The following is an 18,048-nucleotide window of genomic DNA, read 5'->3' on the forward strand; positions in this document are numbered from 1 at the left end:
CAAAGCGCTCTTTTACTTTTAAACTACACCTGTTCTTAACTACATGATTCCAATGCGCCCTAGCTTTAGCGCGTTAAATCATACGTATCAATTATTTGCTTAACAGACCCGTCATTTAAACGAGCACTAAGAGCTTGGTTAAACTCTGGAAATAGTGATGCGCACTTTGATTTGGCGGAGATAGCAAAATGTACATTGTTTGATGATATAGGTGACTGGCTTATTTGCATGCCGTCATTTTCTGAGGCGTTCAAGTGGCTTAGTGCAGCGCTTTGTGGGGAAACTGCGTAGTCAGCGCGATGTCGACGCATCATTTCATACATTTTGTCGTGGTCTTTAACTTCGATGATATTCAAGTTTGACTTAATGCTATCGAATTTTTCACCTAAGCTTATTCCTCGAGGCATCACACCTATATATTGCGCGAGTGCGTTAAGCGAAAGATCGGTACCTCGCGTTTGAGAAAGTGTAGGGGAAAGCACAACATAAACCTCTTCTGCCGCAAACGGTGCAGTGATAAGCCATTTTCGACTACGAGCTTCGTTCCAATAGTTTCCCGCCAAAATATCAAGCTCGCCCGCGTCGAGTTTGGATTCTATTCGTTTCCAAGGTAGCCCGGTTTCTACCTTTAGTGTGACACCTAAATCCCGTGCTAGCAGGGTTAGAACGTCAAATGCTATCCCCGTAGCTTTCAACCTTCCTTCAAACTCGTTAAATGCGTAGGGAAACCACTGTTGTGCTCCCGCGGTGTGTAAAGTCTTACACTCTGTGGTGGCTAGTGCACGCGGGCTAAACAACAAAGTCAAAATGAGTAATATGCCAAACGATAAGATGTTGAGGGAAGAATGTTTCGGATTGGAGTAGGGTAACATTGCCATATTTTATTCACGCACCACAGAAGGTGGCGTTGATAGTATTAGTTGTTTAATTGTGCATAGAGTCCGTTATACATAAAACCCTATCGACTGGCAATTAGCCGATAGGATTACAAAAATAACGAATAGATGAGTTGCGAGTTTAGAACGCTTTTTAATCGCAAGTTACAGCGCGGTATCAGCGCCTTCGTCTTCTTCGTCTTGGTCTTGGTCTTCAGACAGTACGGCCCATACGTCGTGTTCATTAGCATGAATAACTTCAGCCCATACACGATCGCCAGGTTTTACGTCATAAACGCCGTTTAAATGAACCAGACCATCAACTTCCGGTGCGTCTGCATAAGTACGGCCTACTGCACCTTCCGCATCAACGCTGTCTATAACAACTTGATATTCGTTACCGATCCTAGCTTGAAGTCGAGCTGCGCTGATTTCGCCCTGTACTTCCATGAAGCGTGCAAGGCGAGCTTGTTTTACTTCTTCCGGTACTGGGTCGGGTAGGTCGTTTGCTCTTGCACCTTCAACAGGTGAATAAGCGAATGCACCAACGCGATCAAGCTGGGCTTCGCGAAGAAAGTCCAATAACTCTTCAAACTCTTCTTCCGTTTCGCCCGGAAAGCCGACGATGAATGTCGAACGAATGATTAATGATGGGCACTGTTCGCGCCACTTTTTAACGCGCTCTAGTACTCGTTCAGCGCTACCTGGGCGTTTCATTAACTTGAGAATACGCTTGTTGGCGTGTTGAAACGGAATATCCAAGTAAGGAAGGAGCTTACCTTCGTTCATCAGTGGAATTAGATCGTCAACATGCGGGTAAGGGTACACGTAATGTAATCGGACCCAAATGCCCATTTCGCCCAGCTTTTCACACAACTGTTGCATGTGTGCTTTAACCGGCATGCCGTTCCAAAAGCCTGTTCTGTGCTTAACATCAACACCATAGGCGCTAGTGTCTTGTGAAATAACCAATAGCTCTTTAACACCAGCGTCTTTCAAACGCTTAGCTTCATCGAGTACGTTACCCACTGGGCGGCTGACAAGGTCGCCACGCATAGAAGGAATGATACAGAACGTGCAACGGTGGTTGCAGCCTTCTGAAATCTTTAAATAAGCATAATGACGAGGCGTTAATTTAACGCCATGGTCAGGGATCAGATCTTCAAACGGATTGTGCTGGGGTTTTGGAAGATGATCGTGTACTTGCTCAACTACCGTTTCGTAGGCGTGAGGCCCGGTGATAGCCAGTACATTTGGATGAAGCTCTCTAATTTCGTCTTCTTTAACACCTAAACACCCGGTAACGATAACTTTACCGTTTTCTTTCAGTGCTTCGCCTATGGTGTCTAATGACTCTTCTACTGCCGCGTCAATGAACCCACAGGTGTTAACGATAACCAAGTCGGCATCGTTATAGGTAGGGACCACGTCATAACCCTCGGTGCGAAGTTGAGTAAGAATACGCTCAGAATCAACTAAGTTCTTAGGGCAACCTAAGCTAACAAAACCAATTCTGCTGCCATTGCTTTGTTGCGAAGGTTTGTTGTCACTTAATACCTTCACTGGCGTTTCTAGCGTGGTGGTTTTATTTACTACTTTGTTTGGATTAAACGTTTCTACTGTCATCTAAAATATCACCTGGAAAATGACTGAGCTTAAAATGGCCGCGGATTATACAGGAAAACACGCTTATACGCAGTATATATGTTTAGCGTTGGCGATATAAGTTGTTTGCGCATACATAAAATAGCGCGTAGAAAAGCCTCCTAAAAGAGAAAGAAATGCAAAAGCGATAGTTAAAAGCGTTAAAGCAACAAGAAGAAGGTTTAAAAAAGCGTTGTCTACCCCCACTTTAGTCACTTCTTGGAGATAAATATCATTAGAACTTATGTTGTTCTGAAGATTCAAAGTTGAAAACATAGAAGTGAAAACATGCTCAAATTACCGCTAGCTTTTTATGATGAGTCAGGAAGAATTCTGCCGCCCCGTTGGCTTTATAGCGTGCTTATTCTTCTTTGCATCGATTGGTTAGCCTTTATATTTTCGCTAGCTTCTCGTACTCAAACCAGTGAACTACTTGCATTTTTCTACCCGCAGAAAGAAAGCTTGGGTTTAGGGCTAGCAGCAAGTTTTCCCGTGTTAATTGCTTTGATTTTAGTTAGTCAGCGTGAACGTTTGTGGAAAAAAGAGTATTTAGCTTGGCGAAAATGGTTTATACCGCTGGCTCAGTTGGGTGTACTGGCACTCTTAAGCGTTCAGCTATATTACACGATGCACCATCACTGGGGGTTTGAATACATTACGGGCGTGAAAATCGTTTTTTACAGCATAGCCTTGTACGCAATTTCAAAAAGTCGTCATTTAAAGTGGATGGTAGAGGATTGGGAAACACCTAATCCCTAAACCTCACTCTTCAAAATCATTTTTATTGGAAATGTGTTTAATGCACTCAACTGAACATACGTTAAATTGAGTGCAAAAACTGTGAGAACGTTAGTGGCTGCCTAAGTGGTTGCCCAGCGCTTGTTCATAATAGGCTTTTACGCTTATCTGGCTATCGTTGACTAGGCGCTCATAGCAGATACCTGCCAAGGCATAGGTATTTTCACCAACCTGAAGAAAAACAGCAGGTGCTTTGGGATTTGACTGATCGTAAATCCATTCGCCATCTAGCTGCGCTTTTAAAATTTCTCCAACGTAAGCGCCAAAGATATTACAAATGGTGAACACTGCCTCATCTTCTAACGCTAAATCGTGATATTTATCTACAAAACTAAGTAGAATGTCGTCCACCAGTGCTACGCTAGCAGGTGAGTAGTCGAGTACAATTTCGAACTCATCAGCTGCTGTTGCCACAGCGTCATTCGCACAATCTGCCATTAATTTTTTGAGTTCATCAGGTGACATACTGTTCTCCTTCTCACCGATACCTTTGATATAACAATTTAACGCTTAAAAAGTCGTTAAGACAAGGTGTTATAAGTTTTTGACTATTGTGCGCAAGTTATCGGCCAAAGTCTATTTTTGTCCAGTTAATCTATTTATTACACTTGCAGCGGCAAACATACCAAAGGTAGCGGTTACCGTGACCACAGCACCAAAGCCGCCTGCACAGTCTAGTCTAGTACCACCTTCCATTGCAGATTTGTTGTAACAAACCGAGCCGTCTGGTTGTGGGTAGCGCAATTGCTCTGTTGAATAGATACACTCAACGCCAAAGCGACGTTTTGGGTTTTTACTGAAATTATAGTTACGTCTAAGCTCACTGCGTAGCTTAGCTGCTAGGGGGTCTTGTGTTGTTTTAGCTAAATCGCCTTTAGTGACTTGAGTTGGGTCTATTTGACCGCCCGCACCGCCAACCGTAACAATGGGAATTTTGTTGCGTTTACAGTGAGCTATCATCGCCGCTTTAGCGCGAATACTGTCAGTGGCATCGACCACAGCGTGCATTTCTTTGGTTAAAAGTGTGGCCGTATTGTCTGGGGTGACAAAATCCTCAACACAGTTCACTTTGCAAGCAGGATTTATCAAGTGAATTCTCGATGCAATGGCGTCGACCTTTGCTTCTCCTACGGTATTGGAAAGGGCGTGAATTTGGCGATTTGTATTCGTTACGCAAACATCGTCTAAATCAATAAGGGTTATAGTACCAATGCCCGAACGAGCTAGTGCTTCTGCAGTCCAACTTCCCACACCGCCAATGCCGACTACAGCCACATGACTGTTGGCTAAATTATTAGTTTGCTGTGCGCCATATAAACGCACAATACCGCCTAAACGTGGATCATCAGACATGTTTCACTTCACTTAAAAATAAACTAACTCAAGGGCGTGTGTTTACACAAAAATGTGCAAACACGCTAGCAGGGCGCGCATCATCTCAAAAGTGAACACTAAAGATCAATACACTCCAGTTTTTTCGAATAATAAATCCGATTTTAAGCGACATACGTTCTACCCAATACATGTTTAAATGAATTCATTGTTTAGTGAAGTAATAAAAAGGGGCAGGCATATGGGCTTACTCGTTGATGGAAAATGGCATGACAAGTGGTACGACACCAGCAAAAATGGTGGGAAATTTGAGCGACAAGCATCTAAATTTCGTGACAAAGTCAGTAACGAAGATAATTCCACGTTTCCCGCTGAATCTGATCGCTATCATCTTTATGTCTCGTTAGCTTGCCCTTGGGCCCACAGAGCGCTTATATTTAGAAAGTTAAAGGGATTGGAGGCGCACATTGATGTTTCGGTGGTACACCCTGAGATGCTTGATCAAGGCTGGGAGTTTAAAGATTACCCAGGATCAACGGGGGATAAGCTTTACAGCTTTGACTATGCGCATCAAATTTATACTAAGGCAGAACCTGAGATAACCACCCGTGTCACTGTTCCAATCCTTTGGGATAAACGAACAGAAACTATCGTTAATAATGAATCAGCTGAAATTATTCGTATTTTTAACAGTGGGTTTAATTCACTGACTAATAATGAAGACGATTATTATCCTAACGCCCAACGTGAAAAAATTGATGCCATCAACAATATGGTGTATCACGACATAAATAATGGCGTGTATAAAGCTGGATTTGCTACAACGCAAGAGGCCTACGAAGAGGCAGTAACTGCATTGTTTGATTCGCTGGATAGAGTTGAGGAAAGGTTAAGTAAACAACGTTATCTTGTAGGAAGTAAGATAACAGAGGCTGACTGGCGCTTATTTACCACGCTGATACGCTTCGACGCTGTATATCACGGGCATTTTAAATGCAATAAAAAGCAAATCGCAGACTATCCAAATATTTACGGCTATATGAAAGAACTTTATCAAGTTCCGGGCGTTGCTGAAACGGTAAACTTCGACCATATCAAAAGGCACTATTACTACAGCCACACTATGATAAATCCAACGCAGGTAATCCCCGTCGGGCCAGAGCAAGATCTTATGTCACCTCACGGTCGCGATAAAATGTGACATTGAAGCACCCAAAAGGTCAGTAATACAAAAAGCTAAACGTGAAGCTCGTAAAAGATAGTGAAGGCTAAGATTTAAGGTAGATACACATTATGTCAATGGAAGTGAGTGAACAAAAATCGATAGAGAAAGTGGTCACAGGTATGCCAACAAGTGATGGCGCGGGCGTGTCGCTTACTCGTATTATCGGACAGCCTGATCTACCTCGCCTCGATCCCTTTTTAATGTTGGATTTTTTTGGTTCAGATAGCCCAGGTGAATACATCGCTGGTTTTCCACCACATCCTCACCGTGGTTTTCAGACAGTTACTTATATGCTTGCAGGAAAAATGCGCCATAAAGACTCTGTAGGCAATGAGGGGGTTATTGATGCTGGTGGCATTCAATGGATGAATGCGGGCCGAGGCATAATACATGAAGAAATGCCGGAGCAGGAGGAGGGCTTGTTACAAGGCTTTCAGCTGTGGGTGAATCTTCCGGCCGTAGAGAAAATGTCAGCGCCGAATTATCAAGACATACAGCCAGATAGTGTGCCTACAGTACACATTCAAGATGCAGTGCTCAAAGTGTTAGCCGGTGAAATTGACAGTGTGAAAGGGCCTGTGAAGACAACGGCGGTTGCCCCTACTTTTTTAGACGTTGCACTACGAAGCGGGAGTTCGGAAATTGCACTGAGTGCGGATGAAGCTGCCTTTATTTATGTGTACGAGGGAAGCGTGGTCATTAATAGCGGCGAACTTAGCAAAAAAACAATTGTGTCGCAGGGAGAGCTGGGTGTTTTGTCACAAAGTGGCAAGCAGCTATCTGTATCCGCTGATAAAGGTTGTAAGTTTATAGTTGTCTCAGGTAAACCTATTGAAGAGCCTGTGGTCCAATATGGGCCTTTTGTAATGAACACTCAACAGGAAATTGTTCAGGCATTTAACGATTACCAAACCGGTTCATTAGCGAAGTAGATACAAGGTTTGTCTGTTTTGATTCGACTATCGATAATAATTTATGCGGACTGGTATTAGACTGGGCTTTTAATCAATACCTCTTCATTAGGTTCAGCAAGGAGTAGCATTGCCAATGTATTTTGAAAGCGTCGCCGAAAAACACCTGCTATCACTTTTAGAATTTGAGCGTAGTAACAAAGCCTATTTTGAATTGTCTATAGCACCAAGAGAGGCAGCGTTTTATTCATTGGATGGCGTTGGCTACCACATTAGCGAATTGCTTTACTTACAACAGCAGAAAAGAGCTTGGGGTTATGTGCTTGTTGATGAGCAACGAAATAACCAGATTGTAGCGCGTGCTAACATCAAAAATAGAGCAGGCGACAAGGCGGAAATCGGCTATCGAGTTGCAGAGAAGGATTGTGGAAAACGCATTGCTTCTCGCTGCGTCTCATTTTTAATTGAGGAGGCCGAAAGCATGGACATAAAATTGCTCACTGCTGAAATCATGGACGATAACGCCGCTTCTGAAAAAGTTCTTATCAAGAATGGTTTTAGTCCTACGCTGTGCTTTCGCCGAAAGTATCGTCATCAAGGCGCTTTCCATAACAGTATCTACTTCGAATTCGCGCTTTAAACTCATCGATTGAAAACAGCGTTAGCAAAACGTTGCGCTGTTCAAATTGAATTAGTAATTCACTCCCTCTAATGATTTAATATCGGTATGTCTAATCTCTTTTACGACAATAACAATGGGGCGTATGCTCTTTTTTGTTGTAAAAGGCGATAATGTAATCATAAATAGTTAAAACACAGGGAATTTCGATCCAAATGGCAACCCCAATTACCTGCTTTAAAGCGTACGATATTCGTGGCGAATTGAACTCACAACTGACTGAAGATGTAGCGTATCGAATTGGCTATGCTTTTGCGCAAGAATTAAATGCGAAAACTGTTGTTGTTGGTAGTGATGTGCGTCTTACGTCAACACCATTAAAATTAGCGTTAAGCGCGGGTCTTATCGATGCTGGTGCAACAGTGACCGATATTGGCATGGCAGGAACAGAAGAAATTTACTTCGCTACCAAACACCTAGGCGTTGATGGTGGTATTGAAGTAACGGCAAGTCATAACCCCATTAATTATAACGGTATGAAACTGGTGAAGTCAGGCTCTGTTCCAATTAGTGGCGACACAGGCCTAAACGCGATAAAAGAGAAAGCGGAAGCACTAGAAGATAGCTTCGTGTCAGAGCGATTAGCACACTTCACTGAGGGTGCGTTGATTGATGCTGATGCGTTTTTTAACGGAACGGCCCATGTAAAAGAAAACAAGCTTTCTGAAACCGATAAATATGCAATGAAATCGTGTATGTCTGACTATGTTTCTCACATGCTTTCTTACGTTAATTTGAGCAATTTTACGCCGTTAAAAGTGGTGGTTAATGCAGGTAATGGTGCCGCAGGCCCCGCGCTTGACGCAATTGAAAAAGAAATGAAAGTGCAGGGTGTACCGATTGAATTCATTAAAGTACATCACAATGCAGATGGAACTTTTCCAAATGGTATACCTAACCCTCTTTTACCTGAAAATCGCGCAGACACAGCTGATGCAGTCAAATCATCAGGTGCTGACTTTGGTATTGCATGGGATGGTGATTTCGACCGTTGCTTCTTGTTTGACGCTGATGGTGAATTTATTGAAGGATATTATATCGTTGGCTTGCTTGCTGAAGCCTTTATCGAGAAAAACACCGACAGTAAAATTATTTATGACCCTCGCGTATACTGGAATACTGAAGATATTGTAGCGAATGCAGGTGGTACGCCTATCAAGTCGAAAACCGGCCATGCATTTATTAAAGAACGCATGCGCAAAGAAGATGCTGTCTATGGCGGTGAAATGAGTGCGCACCATTACTTTAGAGATTTTGCTTACTGTGATTCAGGCATGATCCCTTGGTTGCTAATTGCCGAGTTGGTGTGCGTGAAAAAGCAAACGCTAGCAAGTATGGTAAAAGCCCGAATTGAAGCGTTTCCATCTTCCGGTGAAATTAACAGTAAACTAAAAGATGCTGACGCAGCGCTGGAACGCGTTACAAATAAATATCAGCCACTAGCTAGCGCAATCGATACTACCGATGGTTTGGGTCTGGAGTTTGGTACATGGCGCTTTAATTTACGTAAATCGAATACTGAGCCGGTTATTCGTTTAAACGTCGAAAGTAAAAGCGACATTTCGTTGATGGAACAAAAAACCGAAGAGCTACTTTCGCTTATTCGCGCTGAATAACCACGGTACTTTTCGTTAATTCCGCTAGATAAGTAAGAAACGTAGGCGATAATATAGCGATATTATCGCCTTTTTTGTTTTCGAGATTTATGCCTGTTAAATCTTTGTTTATCAATTACTTATAAAGGTTATGCGTAACTGGTTTGATTGAGTTAGACACTCGCTTAAGCACCGCAGGCTTTTGCCTCTATTACTTTTCTTGCAATTAACTAATGTCATGCCTTTAACGCTAAGCTGTTAGTAGTAACGCTAGACAAGCAAGTAAATCATCCAAGCGTGACAGATAACGACAACACTTGTGAGTCCCATTCGCAGGCTTATGTAACTTACAATCTGCTCTTTAGGAAGGCTAAGGATAAACTTGTCGTAAATAAGTACGGCGACGTAGCTAAGTGACAATACGCCAAAAGCTTTTACATCATGCGAGAATACTAAACACAGCCATCCTACGATGGTTGGCAGCATTGCGATAAGCATTTGCTTATCATATCGCTGGTTACTTACAGAGTCCCACCAATGAATACCGCCAAAGAAAGATAACAGCACAGCAGAGTATTGGACAAAGTAAACGGCGCTTTGTGTTAGTGATAATAGGTTAAGCTGATAAGCCAGTGGCATTGCCACAAAAGGAATAAGACCGGCAATACCTAGAAAAACTGCTGAATAGGGCATTGTTGTTCCTTGAAGTAAACTTGTATAAACAAAAATAGCGCCATGAAGGCGCTATTTTTACTATTAAGCGTAATACTTAGTTCAGTAAAACCTAAATTTTTACTTAATTGGCGTGTATTTACGCTGGTTGTGACCAGTGTAAAGCTGACGAGGACGACCAATCTTTTGTTTAGGGTCGCTCATCATTTCATGCCAGTGTGAAATCCAGCCTACTGTGCGAGACAGAGCGAAGATACACGTAAACATGTTGGTAGGAATACCAATAGCCTTAAGAACGATACCTGAGTAGAAATCTACGTTAGGGAACAATTTCTTCTCTGCGAAGTACGGGTCGCTCAACGCAATTTTTTCAAGTTCCATTGCTACTTCTAGTAGTGGATCTTTTACGTTAAGTTCGCTTAGTACTTCGTGACAGCTTTCACGCATTACTGTTGCACGAGGGTCGTGATTCTTATAAACGCGGTGACCAAAGCCCATTAGACGGAACGGATCGTTCTTGTCTTTGGCACGTGCAATAAACTCAGGAATGCGATCTACAGTACCGATTTCTTCTAGCATGTTTAGACATGCTTCGTTTGCACCACCGTGAGCAGGGCCCCAAAGTGAAGCAACACCAGCAGAGATACAAGCATACGGGTTCGCACCAGAAGAACCAGCAAGGCGAACGGTAGACGTTGACGCATTCTGTTCATGGTCTGCGTGTAGCGTAAAGATACGGTCCATCGCGCGCTCAACAGCTGGGCTGATTTGATATTCTTCTGCAGGAACAGAGAACATCATGTTCAGGAAGTTTGCTGCGTAGCTTAAGTCGTTACGTGGGTAAACGAATGGCTGGCCAATATTGTACTTGTAACACATAGCGACAAGCGTTGGCATCTTTGCAATTAGACGATGCGCGCTGCGAATGCGCTGTTCTTCATTAGAAACGTCTAAATCGCTATGGTAGAACGAAGACATCGCGCCAACGGTACCACATAGCATTGCCATAGGGTGGGCGTCGTTGCGGAAACCGTGGAAGAACATGTTGATTTGTTCATGTACCATGGTGTGACGAGTAATCGTCTCTTTAAACTCTTCGTATTGTTCTTTTGTTGGTGCATCACCGTGAAGAAGCATGTGACATACTTCTAAGTAGTCTGCGTCACGCGCTAGTTCTTCAATAGGGAAACCGCGGTGTAATAACACACCTTGAGCGCCGTCAATGTAAGTAATTGAAGACTCGCAAGATCCTGTCGCCATAAAACCTGGGTCGTACGTGAAATAACCGTGTTGGCCTAACGTACGGACATCGATTACATCTTGTCCTTCGGTGCCAGACAAGATAGGAAGCTCGATTTCCTTACCGCCGGCTTTAAGAATGGCTTTCTGATCTGCCATAAAATGCTCTCCTCAGAATGGTTCTGTTTGCAGCGAAAACGGACGAAAATGTCCGCTTCGTTGGGAAAAGTGGGCGTATTTGTACTTTATTATGCACCAACAAGTCAATTTAATTGCATATTTGAACAATAAATATTCTGAATTGCGTAAAAAAATACTAGCAATACAGTAACGTTCAATTAACTCGTTGGGAAATCACTTTGCCCGATACAGCGCAATTATCAATGGCTTTTCAAAAAAGGTAAACCACCGATTAATAAATATATTAACAGGTCAGGTTAAAAAGTAACCTTTTCATGGGGAATAATTACGCATACAGATTAAAAGTGCTTAATTTCTTATTGATATGCATAGTTATTCCATTTCGCTGCTGATAAAATCGAAACACTGTTATTGCGCTTGTTATAACGTGTTGTAGACAATTTTGATCTCTTTTTGAGCAAAATAATTATCACTAAAGTGTATATAGCGACTAAAGTCTTACTACGGCACAAAAAATTGTAATTATATACTACGCTGGATATACTCAGCGGTGCTTGGAAAACGGAATAATTATTCTGTTACAAGCATCAAAGAATAATTCACAAATTGTTAACAACTCATTGGACGAGGCAATTAACAGGTTAAAAATCGAATTCTCTTACCCAGGACATAATAAAGGTAAGAAATTCATTATCCCCTACGGATTAAACAGGCATACATTGTGAAAAAGCAAAGACCAGTAAATTTAGAACTCAATACTATTAAATTTCCGCCCTCTGCTATTTCGTCAATTCTCCACCGCGTAACCGGTGTTGCAATGTTCTTCGCGCTACTTTTTGTTATTTGGGCATGGGCAGTTTCTGTTCACTCGCCGGAAGGTTTCGCGGACGTTCAAGCAATCATGGACGGTTTCCTTGGAAAATTTGTCGCAATTGGCACAGCTTCAGCGCTGACGTATCACATTCTAGGCGGCCTAAGACACGTTGTTATGGATTTAGGTCACTGGGAAGAATTAGAGTCGGGTAACACAAGTGCAAAAGCAGTAATCGCACTTTGGGTTGTACTGACCGTAGTATTGGGAGTTGCATTATGGTAACCAACCAAGCAAGCATTAAGCGTGACGGCGTACAAGATTACGTATCACTTCGCGCTACAGCAGCAATTATTTTCGCGTACTCGGTTTTCATGGCGTGGTTTTTTATTACCACAGATAACCTAACGTTTATCGAATGGCGAGGGTTGTTCTCTGGCCTAGCTATGAAAGTTTTCACATTGGCAGCACTAGTAGCAGTGATGATCCACGTGCGCATCGGCCTATGGCAGGTGCTAACAGACTATGTTAAAGCAACAGGTCTGCGCGCAGGACTACAATATATTCTAAATATCATCGCGTTCGGCTATGTAGCTGTTGGCCTATTCGTATTGTGGGGAGTGTAAAATGAGTTTACCCGTTCACGAGTTTGATGCAGTTGTAATTGGTGCAGGCGGTGCAGGTATGCGCGCAGCACTTCAGATTTCAGAATCTGGTAAATCATGCGCACTGTTGTCTAAAGTATTTCCAACCCGTTCTCATACTGTGTCTGCACAGGGTGGTATTACCGTAGCACTAGGTAATTCACACGAAGACAACTGGGAATGGCACATGTATGACACTGTTAAGGGATCTGATTACATCGGTGACCAAGACGCCATCGAGTACATGTGTAAAACTGGTCCAGAAGCTATTATCGAAATGGAGAACATGGGCCTACCTTTTTCTCGCTTCGAGAATGGTAAGATTTACCAGCGTCCTTTCGGCGGTCAGTCGAGAAATTTTGGTGGCGAGCAGGGTGCTCGTACGGCAGCTGCAGCGGACCGTACTGGTCACGCGCTTCTACACCTTCTTTACCAGCAAAACGTAAAGAACAAAACCAAAGTATTTTCTGAGTGGTATGCACTTGACCTGGTTAAGAACCAAGACGGCGACGTTGTAGGTTGTACAGCAATCGACATCGAAACTGGCGAAGTAGTTTACTTTAAATCGCGCGCAGTTGTTCTTGCAACTGGTGGTGCGGGTCGTATCTACGCATCAACAACTAACGCGCACATCAATACCGGTGACGGTGTTGGTATGGCACTACGTGCTGGTGTTGCGGTTCAGGATATGGAAATGTGGCAGTTCCACCCAACGGGTATAGCTGGCGCGGGTACATTGGTTACTGAAGGCTGTCGTGGTGAAGGTGGTTACCTTCTCAATAAAGACGGCGAACGCTTCATGGAACGTTATGCACCTAACGCGAAAGACCTAGCGGGTCGTGACGTTGTTGCACGTTCAATGATGACTGAAATTCGCGAAGGTCGTGGTTGTGAAGGCCCGTGGGGTACTCACATTAAGCTTAAGCTTGATCACCTTGGTAAAGATGTACTTGAGTCACGTCTACCTGGTATTCTTGAACTATCGCGTACATTCGCACACGTTGACCCTGTAAAAGAGCCGATTCCAGTAATTCCTACTTGTCACTATATGATGGGTGGTATTCCAACAAACGTTGATGGCCAATGTCTAACGGTTGATGAAAACGGTAATGATAAGGTAGTTAACGGTCTATTTGCATGTGGTGAGATTGCTTGTGTATCTGTACACGGTGCAAACCGTCTTGGCGGTAACTCACTACTTGACCTTGTTGTATTCGGTCGTGCGACTGGTTTACACCTTGGTAAGACATTATCTGAAATGGCACCAACACGCGACGCGTCTGAGTCTGATCTTGAAGCTTCTATGACACGTTTCAACCGTTGGGAAAATTCAGAGAAAGGAAAGGGCGAAGACCCTGTTCAAATTAAGAAAGACTTGCAAGAATGCATGCAGCTTAACTTCTCAGTATTCCGTGAAGGTGAAGCCATGGCGGAAGGTCTTAAGGAACTTAGCGAAATTCGCGAGCGCCTTAAGCATGCACGCCTTGACGATAAGAGTTCAGACTTCAACACTCAACGTATTGAATGTTTAGAGCTTGATAACCTAATGGAAACTGCGTACAGCACAGCAGTAGCAGCGAACTTCAGAACGGAAAGCCGTGGTGCTCACAGCCGCTTCGACTTCCCGGAACGTGATGATGACAACTGGTTATGCCATAGCATCTACGATCCGAACACTGATAAAATGCTTAAACGTGAAGTGAATATGGCGCCTAAGCTTAGGGAAGCATTCCCGCCTAAAGTGCGTTCATATTAAGAGAGGCAACGATCATGCAATTAACTTTTTCGATTTATCGTTATAACCCTGAAGTAGATGCGAAGCCTCGCATGCAAGACTACACTCTAGAAGTAGAGGAAGGTCAAGACATGATGGTGCTAGACGCGCTACTTGCACTAAAAGAGCAGGATCCGACGCTTTCTTTCCGTCGCTCTTGCCGTGAAGGTGTATGTGGTTCAGACGGTGTAAACATGAACGGCAAAAATGGCCTAGCATGTATTACTCCTCTATCTGCACTGGGCAAAGGGAAAATAGTAGTTCGTCCACTTCCTGGTCTACCGGTAGTACGTGACCTAGTTGTTGATATGACACAGTTCTATACACAGTACGAAAAGATTAAGCCGTTCTTAATCAACGACAGCAAGCAGCCGCCTGCGCGCGAGCATCTACAGTCGCCTGAAGAACGTGCGAAACTTGATGGGCTATACGAGTGTATTCTTTGTGCATGTTGTTCAACGTCATGTCCATCGTTTTGGTGGAATCCAGACAAGTTCATTGGTCCTGCGGGTCTACTTCACGCATATCGCTTCCTTATTGATAGTCGCGATACTGCAACTGAAGAACGTCTTAACGACCTTGATGATGCATTCAGCGTATTCCGCTGTCACGGTATCATGAACTGTGTGAGTGTATGCCCTAAAGGCTTGAACCCAACAAAAGCAATAGGCCAAATTAAGTCTATGCTTTTACAACGGGCTGTTTAGTACTATATTCTGATAACTTCTTTTAGTTACAGAAAGTGATGCTCTAAATAGCCATCCCAAAAGGATGGCTATTTTTTTATATATTCGCTGTTATAACACTTGGTTATGCTGAGAATAACCTTATAATACATATTGATTGTTAACTAGATTTTATAAAACGTAGCAAGGCAAATTAAATGCAAGAAAGCGTGATGAAAGCGTGGTGGGATTCCTCGCACATGGCAGGTGCCAACGCTGCCTATGTTGAAGAGTTGTATGAAACCTATTTGGAAGACCCTCAAAGCGTCTCTGAAAATTGGCGACAAATCTTCGATAACCTCCCCAAAGTCGATGGCGTAGAGTTAGAAACAAATCATACAACTATCAAAAATCAATTTAGGCAACTTGCTGCGTTAGGGCCTACAGCCCGCATGTCTAGCCCGTCTGTGCCTTCGGCAAATGTTTCAGACGATAGGCAAGTTAAAGTTCTTCAGTTAATTAACGCATTCCGCTTCCGCGGTCATCAGCACGCTAATCTAGACCCACTTGGTCTTTGGCAGCAAGAGCGCGTTCGCGATTTAGAACTTTCTCACCACAGTCTTTCCGAAAAAGATTTCGACTCAGTATTTAACGTTGGCTCTTACGCTATTGGTAAGGAGTCTATGCCGCTAGGTGAGCTGTTTAAATCACTTAATCGCACATACTGTGGTTCTATCGGTGCGGAATATATGCACATCACCGATACAGAACAGAAGCGTTGGTTACAGCAAAAGATTGAATCAGTTCAAGCCAAACCAGAAATCTCTCGCGATGAAAAATTAGGCATTCTTAAAGGTCTAACCGCAGCAGATGGCATGGAAAAATACCTGGGCTCTAAATTTCCAGGTGCGAAGCGTTTCTCACTAGAAGGTGGTGACGCGCTAATTCCTATGCTGAAAGGTCTTATCACTAAAGCCGGTACAGCAGGTACTAAAGAAGTGGTTATCGGTATGGCCCACCGCGGTCGCTTGAACGTGTTGGTTAACGTTCTTGGTAAAAACCCTTCTGTTTTGTTTGATGAATTCTCTGGCAAGCACGATGACTCGCTAGGTGCGGGTGATGTCAAATATCACGCAGGTTTCTCTTCAGACTTCGCGACTCCAGGCGGCAATGTTCACTTAGCATTAGCGTTTAACCCGTCTCACCTTGAGATTGTAAACCCTGTAGTAATGGGTTCTGTACGTGCACGTCTTGCGCGCCGCAATGATGACACGAATACAGTACTGCCTATCACTATTCACGGTGACTCAGCAATTGCCGGTCAGGGTGTGGTACAAGAAACCTTCAACATGTCGCAAACGCGCGGCTTTGCAGTAGGTGGTACCGTTCGTATAGTGGTGAACAACCAAGTTGGTTTCACTACGTCAAAAACGGAAGATACACGCTCTACTCAGTATTGTACTGATATCGCTAAAATGGTTCAGGCGCCAATTTTCCACGTGAACTCTGATGACCCAGAAGCGGTTGCCTTTGTGACACAACTAGCGCTTGAATATCGCAATAAGTTTAAGAAAGACGTAGTAATTGACCTAGTCTGTTACCGTCGTCATGGTCACAACGAAGCGGATGAGCCAAACGCCACGCAGCCGTTGATGTACCAAAAAATTAAAAAGCACCCAGTTCCACGTGCGCTTTATGCTGACCAGTTAATTGCTGAAGGCGTCATTGAGCAACGTGATGCTGATCGCTATCTTGAAGAATACCGCGAAGCATTAGATCACGGTGCATGCGTTGTTGAAGAATGGCGTCCAATGACTGAGCATAGTGTAGACTGGTCTCCATATCTAGGCCACGACTGGGATACGCCATACGACGGTGCGCTTTCAGTTGAAAAGCTTAAAGAGTTAGGTGAATCAATTACCACTATCCCTGAAGATCACAAGCTTCAGTCTCGTGTTAACAAGCTTTATCAAGATCGTAAAGCTATGGTAGCTGGAGAGAAAAAGCTTGATTGGGGCATGGCAGAAAACTTAGCTTATGCCACAATTGTAGACGCAGGCGAAGACATTCGCATTACTGGTCAGGACTCAGGTCGTGGTACTTTCTTCCACCGCCACGCGGTACTGCATAATCAAAAAGATGCGTCGACATATATGCCTTTACAGCATATTCGCGAGGGGCAGGGTGAAATTGAAATCTACGACTCTGTACTTTCAGAAGAAGCCGTAATGGCCTTCGAATATGGTTACGCAACGGCTGAGCCTACGTGTTTGACCATTTGGGAAGCGCAGTTCGGTGACTTTGCTAACGGTGCGCAGGTAGTATTCGACCAATTCTTAAGTTCAGGTGAAGCTAAGTGGGGCCGCCTATGTGGCTTAACTGTATTGCTTCCACATGGATATGAGGGCCAAGGCCCAGAGCATAGTTCTGCACGGTTAGAGCGTTTCTTACAAATGTGTGCAGATCACAATTGGCAGGTGTGTGTACCTTCAACGCCTGCACAAGTGTACAACATGCTTCGTCGTCAAGTTGTTCGCCCAATGCGTAAGCCGCTTATCGTGATGTCACCTAAGTCACTATTACGTCATCCAATGGCAGTATCTTCGTTAGAGGAACTTGCGGAAGGTAAATTCCATAACGTCATTGGTGAAATTGACGATATCGATCCGAAGAACGTTAAGCGTGTTGTTATGTGTTCAGGTAAGGTTTACTACGATTTGTTAGACCAGCGCCGTAAAAATGAGCAAACAGACGTTGCAATCATTCGTTTAGAGCAACTTTACCCATTCCCACAAGAAGAATGCGCTAAAGTTGTGGCACAATACAGCCATGTAAAAGATTGGGTTTGGTGTCAAGAAGAGCCTCAAAACCAAGGCGCTTGGTACTGTAGCCAACACCATTTCTGGCAAGCAATTCCAGATGGTGCAAAATTAACATATGCAGGTCGTGATGCATCCTCGTCACCTGCAGTAGGTTATGTATCCGTTCACAACCAGCAACAGAAAGCCCTGGTTGAAAACGCACTCACAATTAAATAAGGAAC

16 protein-coding genes are annotated in these 18,048 nt (G+C 43.6%); 10 read left to right on the top strand and 6 right to left on the bottom strand.

Annotated features, from left to right (window positions below; all coding sequences use genetic code 11):
• Positions 1 to 65: 65 nt before the first annotated feature.
• Positions 66 to 878: a substrate-binding periplasmic protein gene (locus tag ACXAER_RS00195; RefSeq protein WP_474825465.1), complete on the bottom strand. Its 813-nt coding sequence runs from the start codon at positions 876 to 878 to the stop codon at positions 66 to 68.
• A gap of 162 nt (positions 879 to 1,040) precedes the next feature.
• On the bottom strand, positions 1,041 to 2,501 hold the full coding sequence (rimO, locus tag ACXAER_RS00200) for a 30S ribosomal protein S12 methylthiotransferase RimO (protein ID WP_474825467.1): 1,461 nt from the start codon (positions 2,499 to 2,501) through the stop codon (positions 1,041 to 1,043).
• Positions 2,502 to 2,807: 306 nt separating this feature from the next.
• Between rimO and ACXAER_RS00205 the strand changes: the two genes are divergently transcribed.
• Positions 2,808 to 3,278 carry a DUF2919 family protein gene (locus ACXAER_RS00205; RefSeq protein ID WP_474825469.1) on the top strand — a complete coding sequence of 157 codons (471 nt, stop codon included), beginning with the start codon at positions 2,808 to 2,810 and terminating at the stop codon, positions 3,276 to 3,278.
• A gap of 90 nt (positions 3,279 to 3,368) precedes the next feature.
• Here ACXAER_RS00205 and ACXAER_RS00210 read toward each other — a convergent pair whose 3' ends face one another.
• Entirely contained in the window at positions 3,369 to 3,782 is a 414-nt protein-coding gene (locus tag ACXAER_RS00210; RefSeq protein ID WP_474825471.1) for a hypothetical protein, read from the bottom strand.
• A 111-nt stretch (positions 3,783 to 3,893) separates the two neighbouring features.
• The gene (gene tcdA / locus ACXAER_RS00215; protein WP_474825473.1) at positions 3,894 to 4,670 is read right to left on the bottom strand and encodes a tRNA cyclic N6-threonylcarbamoyladenosine(37) synthase TcdA; all 777 of its coding nucleotides are present in this window, start codon (positions 4,668 to 4,670) and stop codon (positions 3,894 to 3,896) included.
• Positions 4,671 to 4,890: 220 nt separating this feature from the next.
• On the opposite strand from tcdA, the gene ACXAER_RS00220 reads away from it, so the two are divergent.
• From ACXAER_RS00220 to ACXAER_RS00235, 4 genes are all read left to right on the top strand, one after another.
• Complete coding sequence (locus ACXAER_RS00220) at positions 4,891 to 5,850, top strand: glutathione S-transferase family protein (RefSeq protein WP_474825475.1); 960 nt, start codon at positions 4,891 to 4,893, stop codon at positions 5,848 to 5,850.
• 92 nt (positions 5,851 to 5,942) lie between these two features.
• Complete coding sequence (locus ACXAER_RS00225; protein WP_474825477.1) at positions 5,943 to 6,806, top strand: pirin family protein; 864 nt, start codon at positions 5,943 to 5,945, stop codon at positions 6,804 to 6,806.
• A 115-nt stretch (positions 6,807 to 6,921) separates the two neighbouring features.
• Entirely contained in the window at positions 6,922 to 7,425 is a 504-nt protein-coding gene (locus tag ACXAER_RS00230) for a GNAT family N-acetyltransferase (RefSeq protein ID WP_474825479.1), read from the top strand.
• Between the two features lie 194 nt (positions 7,426 to 7,619).
• Positions 7,620 to 9,080 carry a phosphohexomutase domain-containing protein gene (locus ACXAER_RS00235; RefSeq protein WP_474825480.1) on the top strand — a complete coding sequence of 487 codons (1,461 nt, stop codon included), beginning with the start codon at positions 7,620 to 7,622 and terminating at the stop codon, positions 9,078 to 9,080.
• 249 nt (positions 9,081 to 9,329) lie between these two features.
• Here ACXAER_RS00235 and ACXAER_RS00240 read toward each other — a convergent pair whose 3' ends face one another.
• A complete protein-coding gene (locus tag ACXAER_RS00240; protein WP_474825482.1) occupies positions 9,330 to 9,752 on the bottom strand; it encodes a DUF3429 domain-containing protein in 423 nt (140 codons plus the stop codon).
• Between the two features lie 99 nt (positions 9,753 to 9,851).
• The gene (locus ACXAER_RS00245) at positions 9,852 to 11,129 is read right to left on the bottom strand and encodes a citrate synthase (RefSeq protein WP_474825484.1); all 1,278 of its coding nucleotides are present in this window, start codon (positions 11,127 to 11,129) and stop codon (positions 9,852 to 9,854) included.
• Positions 11,130 to 11,832: 703 nt separating this feature from the next.
• On the opposite strand from ACXAER_RS00245, the gene sdhC reads away from it, so the two are divergent.
• The 5 genes from sdhC to ACXAER_RS00270 all read left to right on the top strand — a co-directional run bounded on the left by sdhC (position 11,833) and on the right by ACXAER_RS00270 (position 18,043).
• Positions 11,833 to 12,207 (top strand): succinate dehydrogenase, cytochrome b556 subunit, encoded by a 375-nt coding sequence (sdhC, locus tag ACXAER_RS00250; RefSeq protein WP_014998321.1) that lies wholly within the window; start codon positions 11,833 to 11,835, stop codon positions 12,205 to 12,207.
• Entirely contained in the window at positions 12,201 to 12,548 is a 348-nt protein-coding gene (sdhD, locus tag ACXAER_RS00255; protein WP_159579156.1) for a succinate dehydrogenase, hydrophobic membrane anchor protein, read from the top strand. Before sdhC ends, sdhD begins: the two co-directional genes overlap by 7 nt.
• 1 nt (position 12,549) lies before the next feature.
• Positions 12,550 to 14,322 (top strand): succinate dehydrogenase flavoprotein subunit, encoded by a 1,773-nt coding sequence (sdhA, locus tag ACXAER_RS00260; RefSeq protein WP_118494940.1) that lies wholly within the window; start codon positions 12,550 to 12,552, stop codon positions 14,320 to 14,322.
• Between the two features lie 14 nt (positions 14,323 to 14,336).
• On the top strand, positions 14,337 to 15,047 hold the full coding sequence (locus tag ACXAER_RS00265; protein WP_012518362.1) for a succinate dehydrogenase iron-sulfur subunit: 711 nt from the start codon (positions 14,337 to 14,339) through the stop codon (positions 15,045 to 15,047).
• 176 nt (positions 15,048 to 15,223) lie between these two features.
• The gene (locus ACXAER_RS00270; RefSeq protein WP_474825488.1) at positions 15,224 to 18,043 is read left to right on the top strand and encodes a 2-oxoglutarate dehydrogenase E1 component; all 2,820 of its coding nucleotides are present in this window, start codon (positions 15,224 to 15,226) and stop codon (positions 18,041 to 18,043) included.
• Positions 18,044 to 18,048 lie beyond the last annotated feature (5 nt).

The sequence above is a fragment of the Alteromonas sp. AWJ4_199 genome (genome assembly GCF_056159165.1).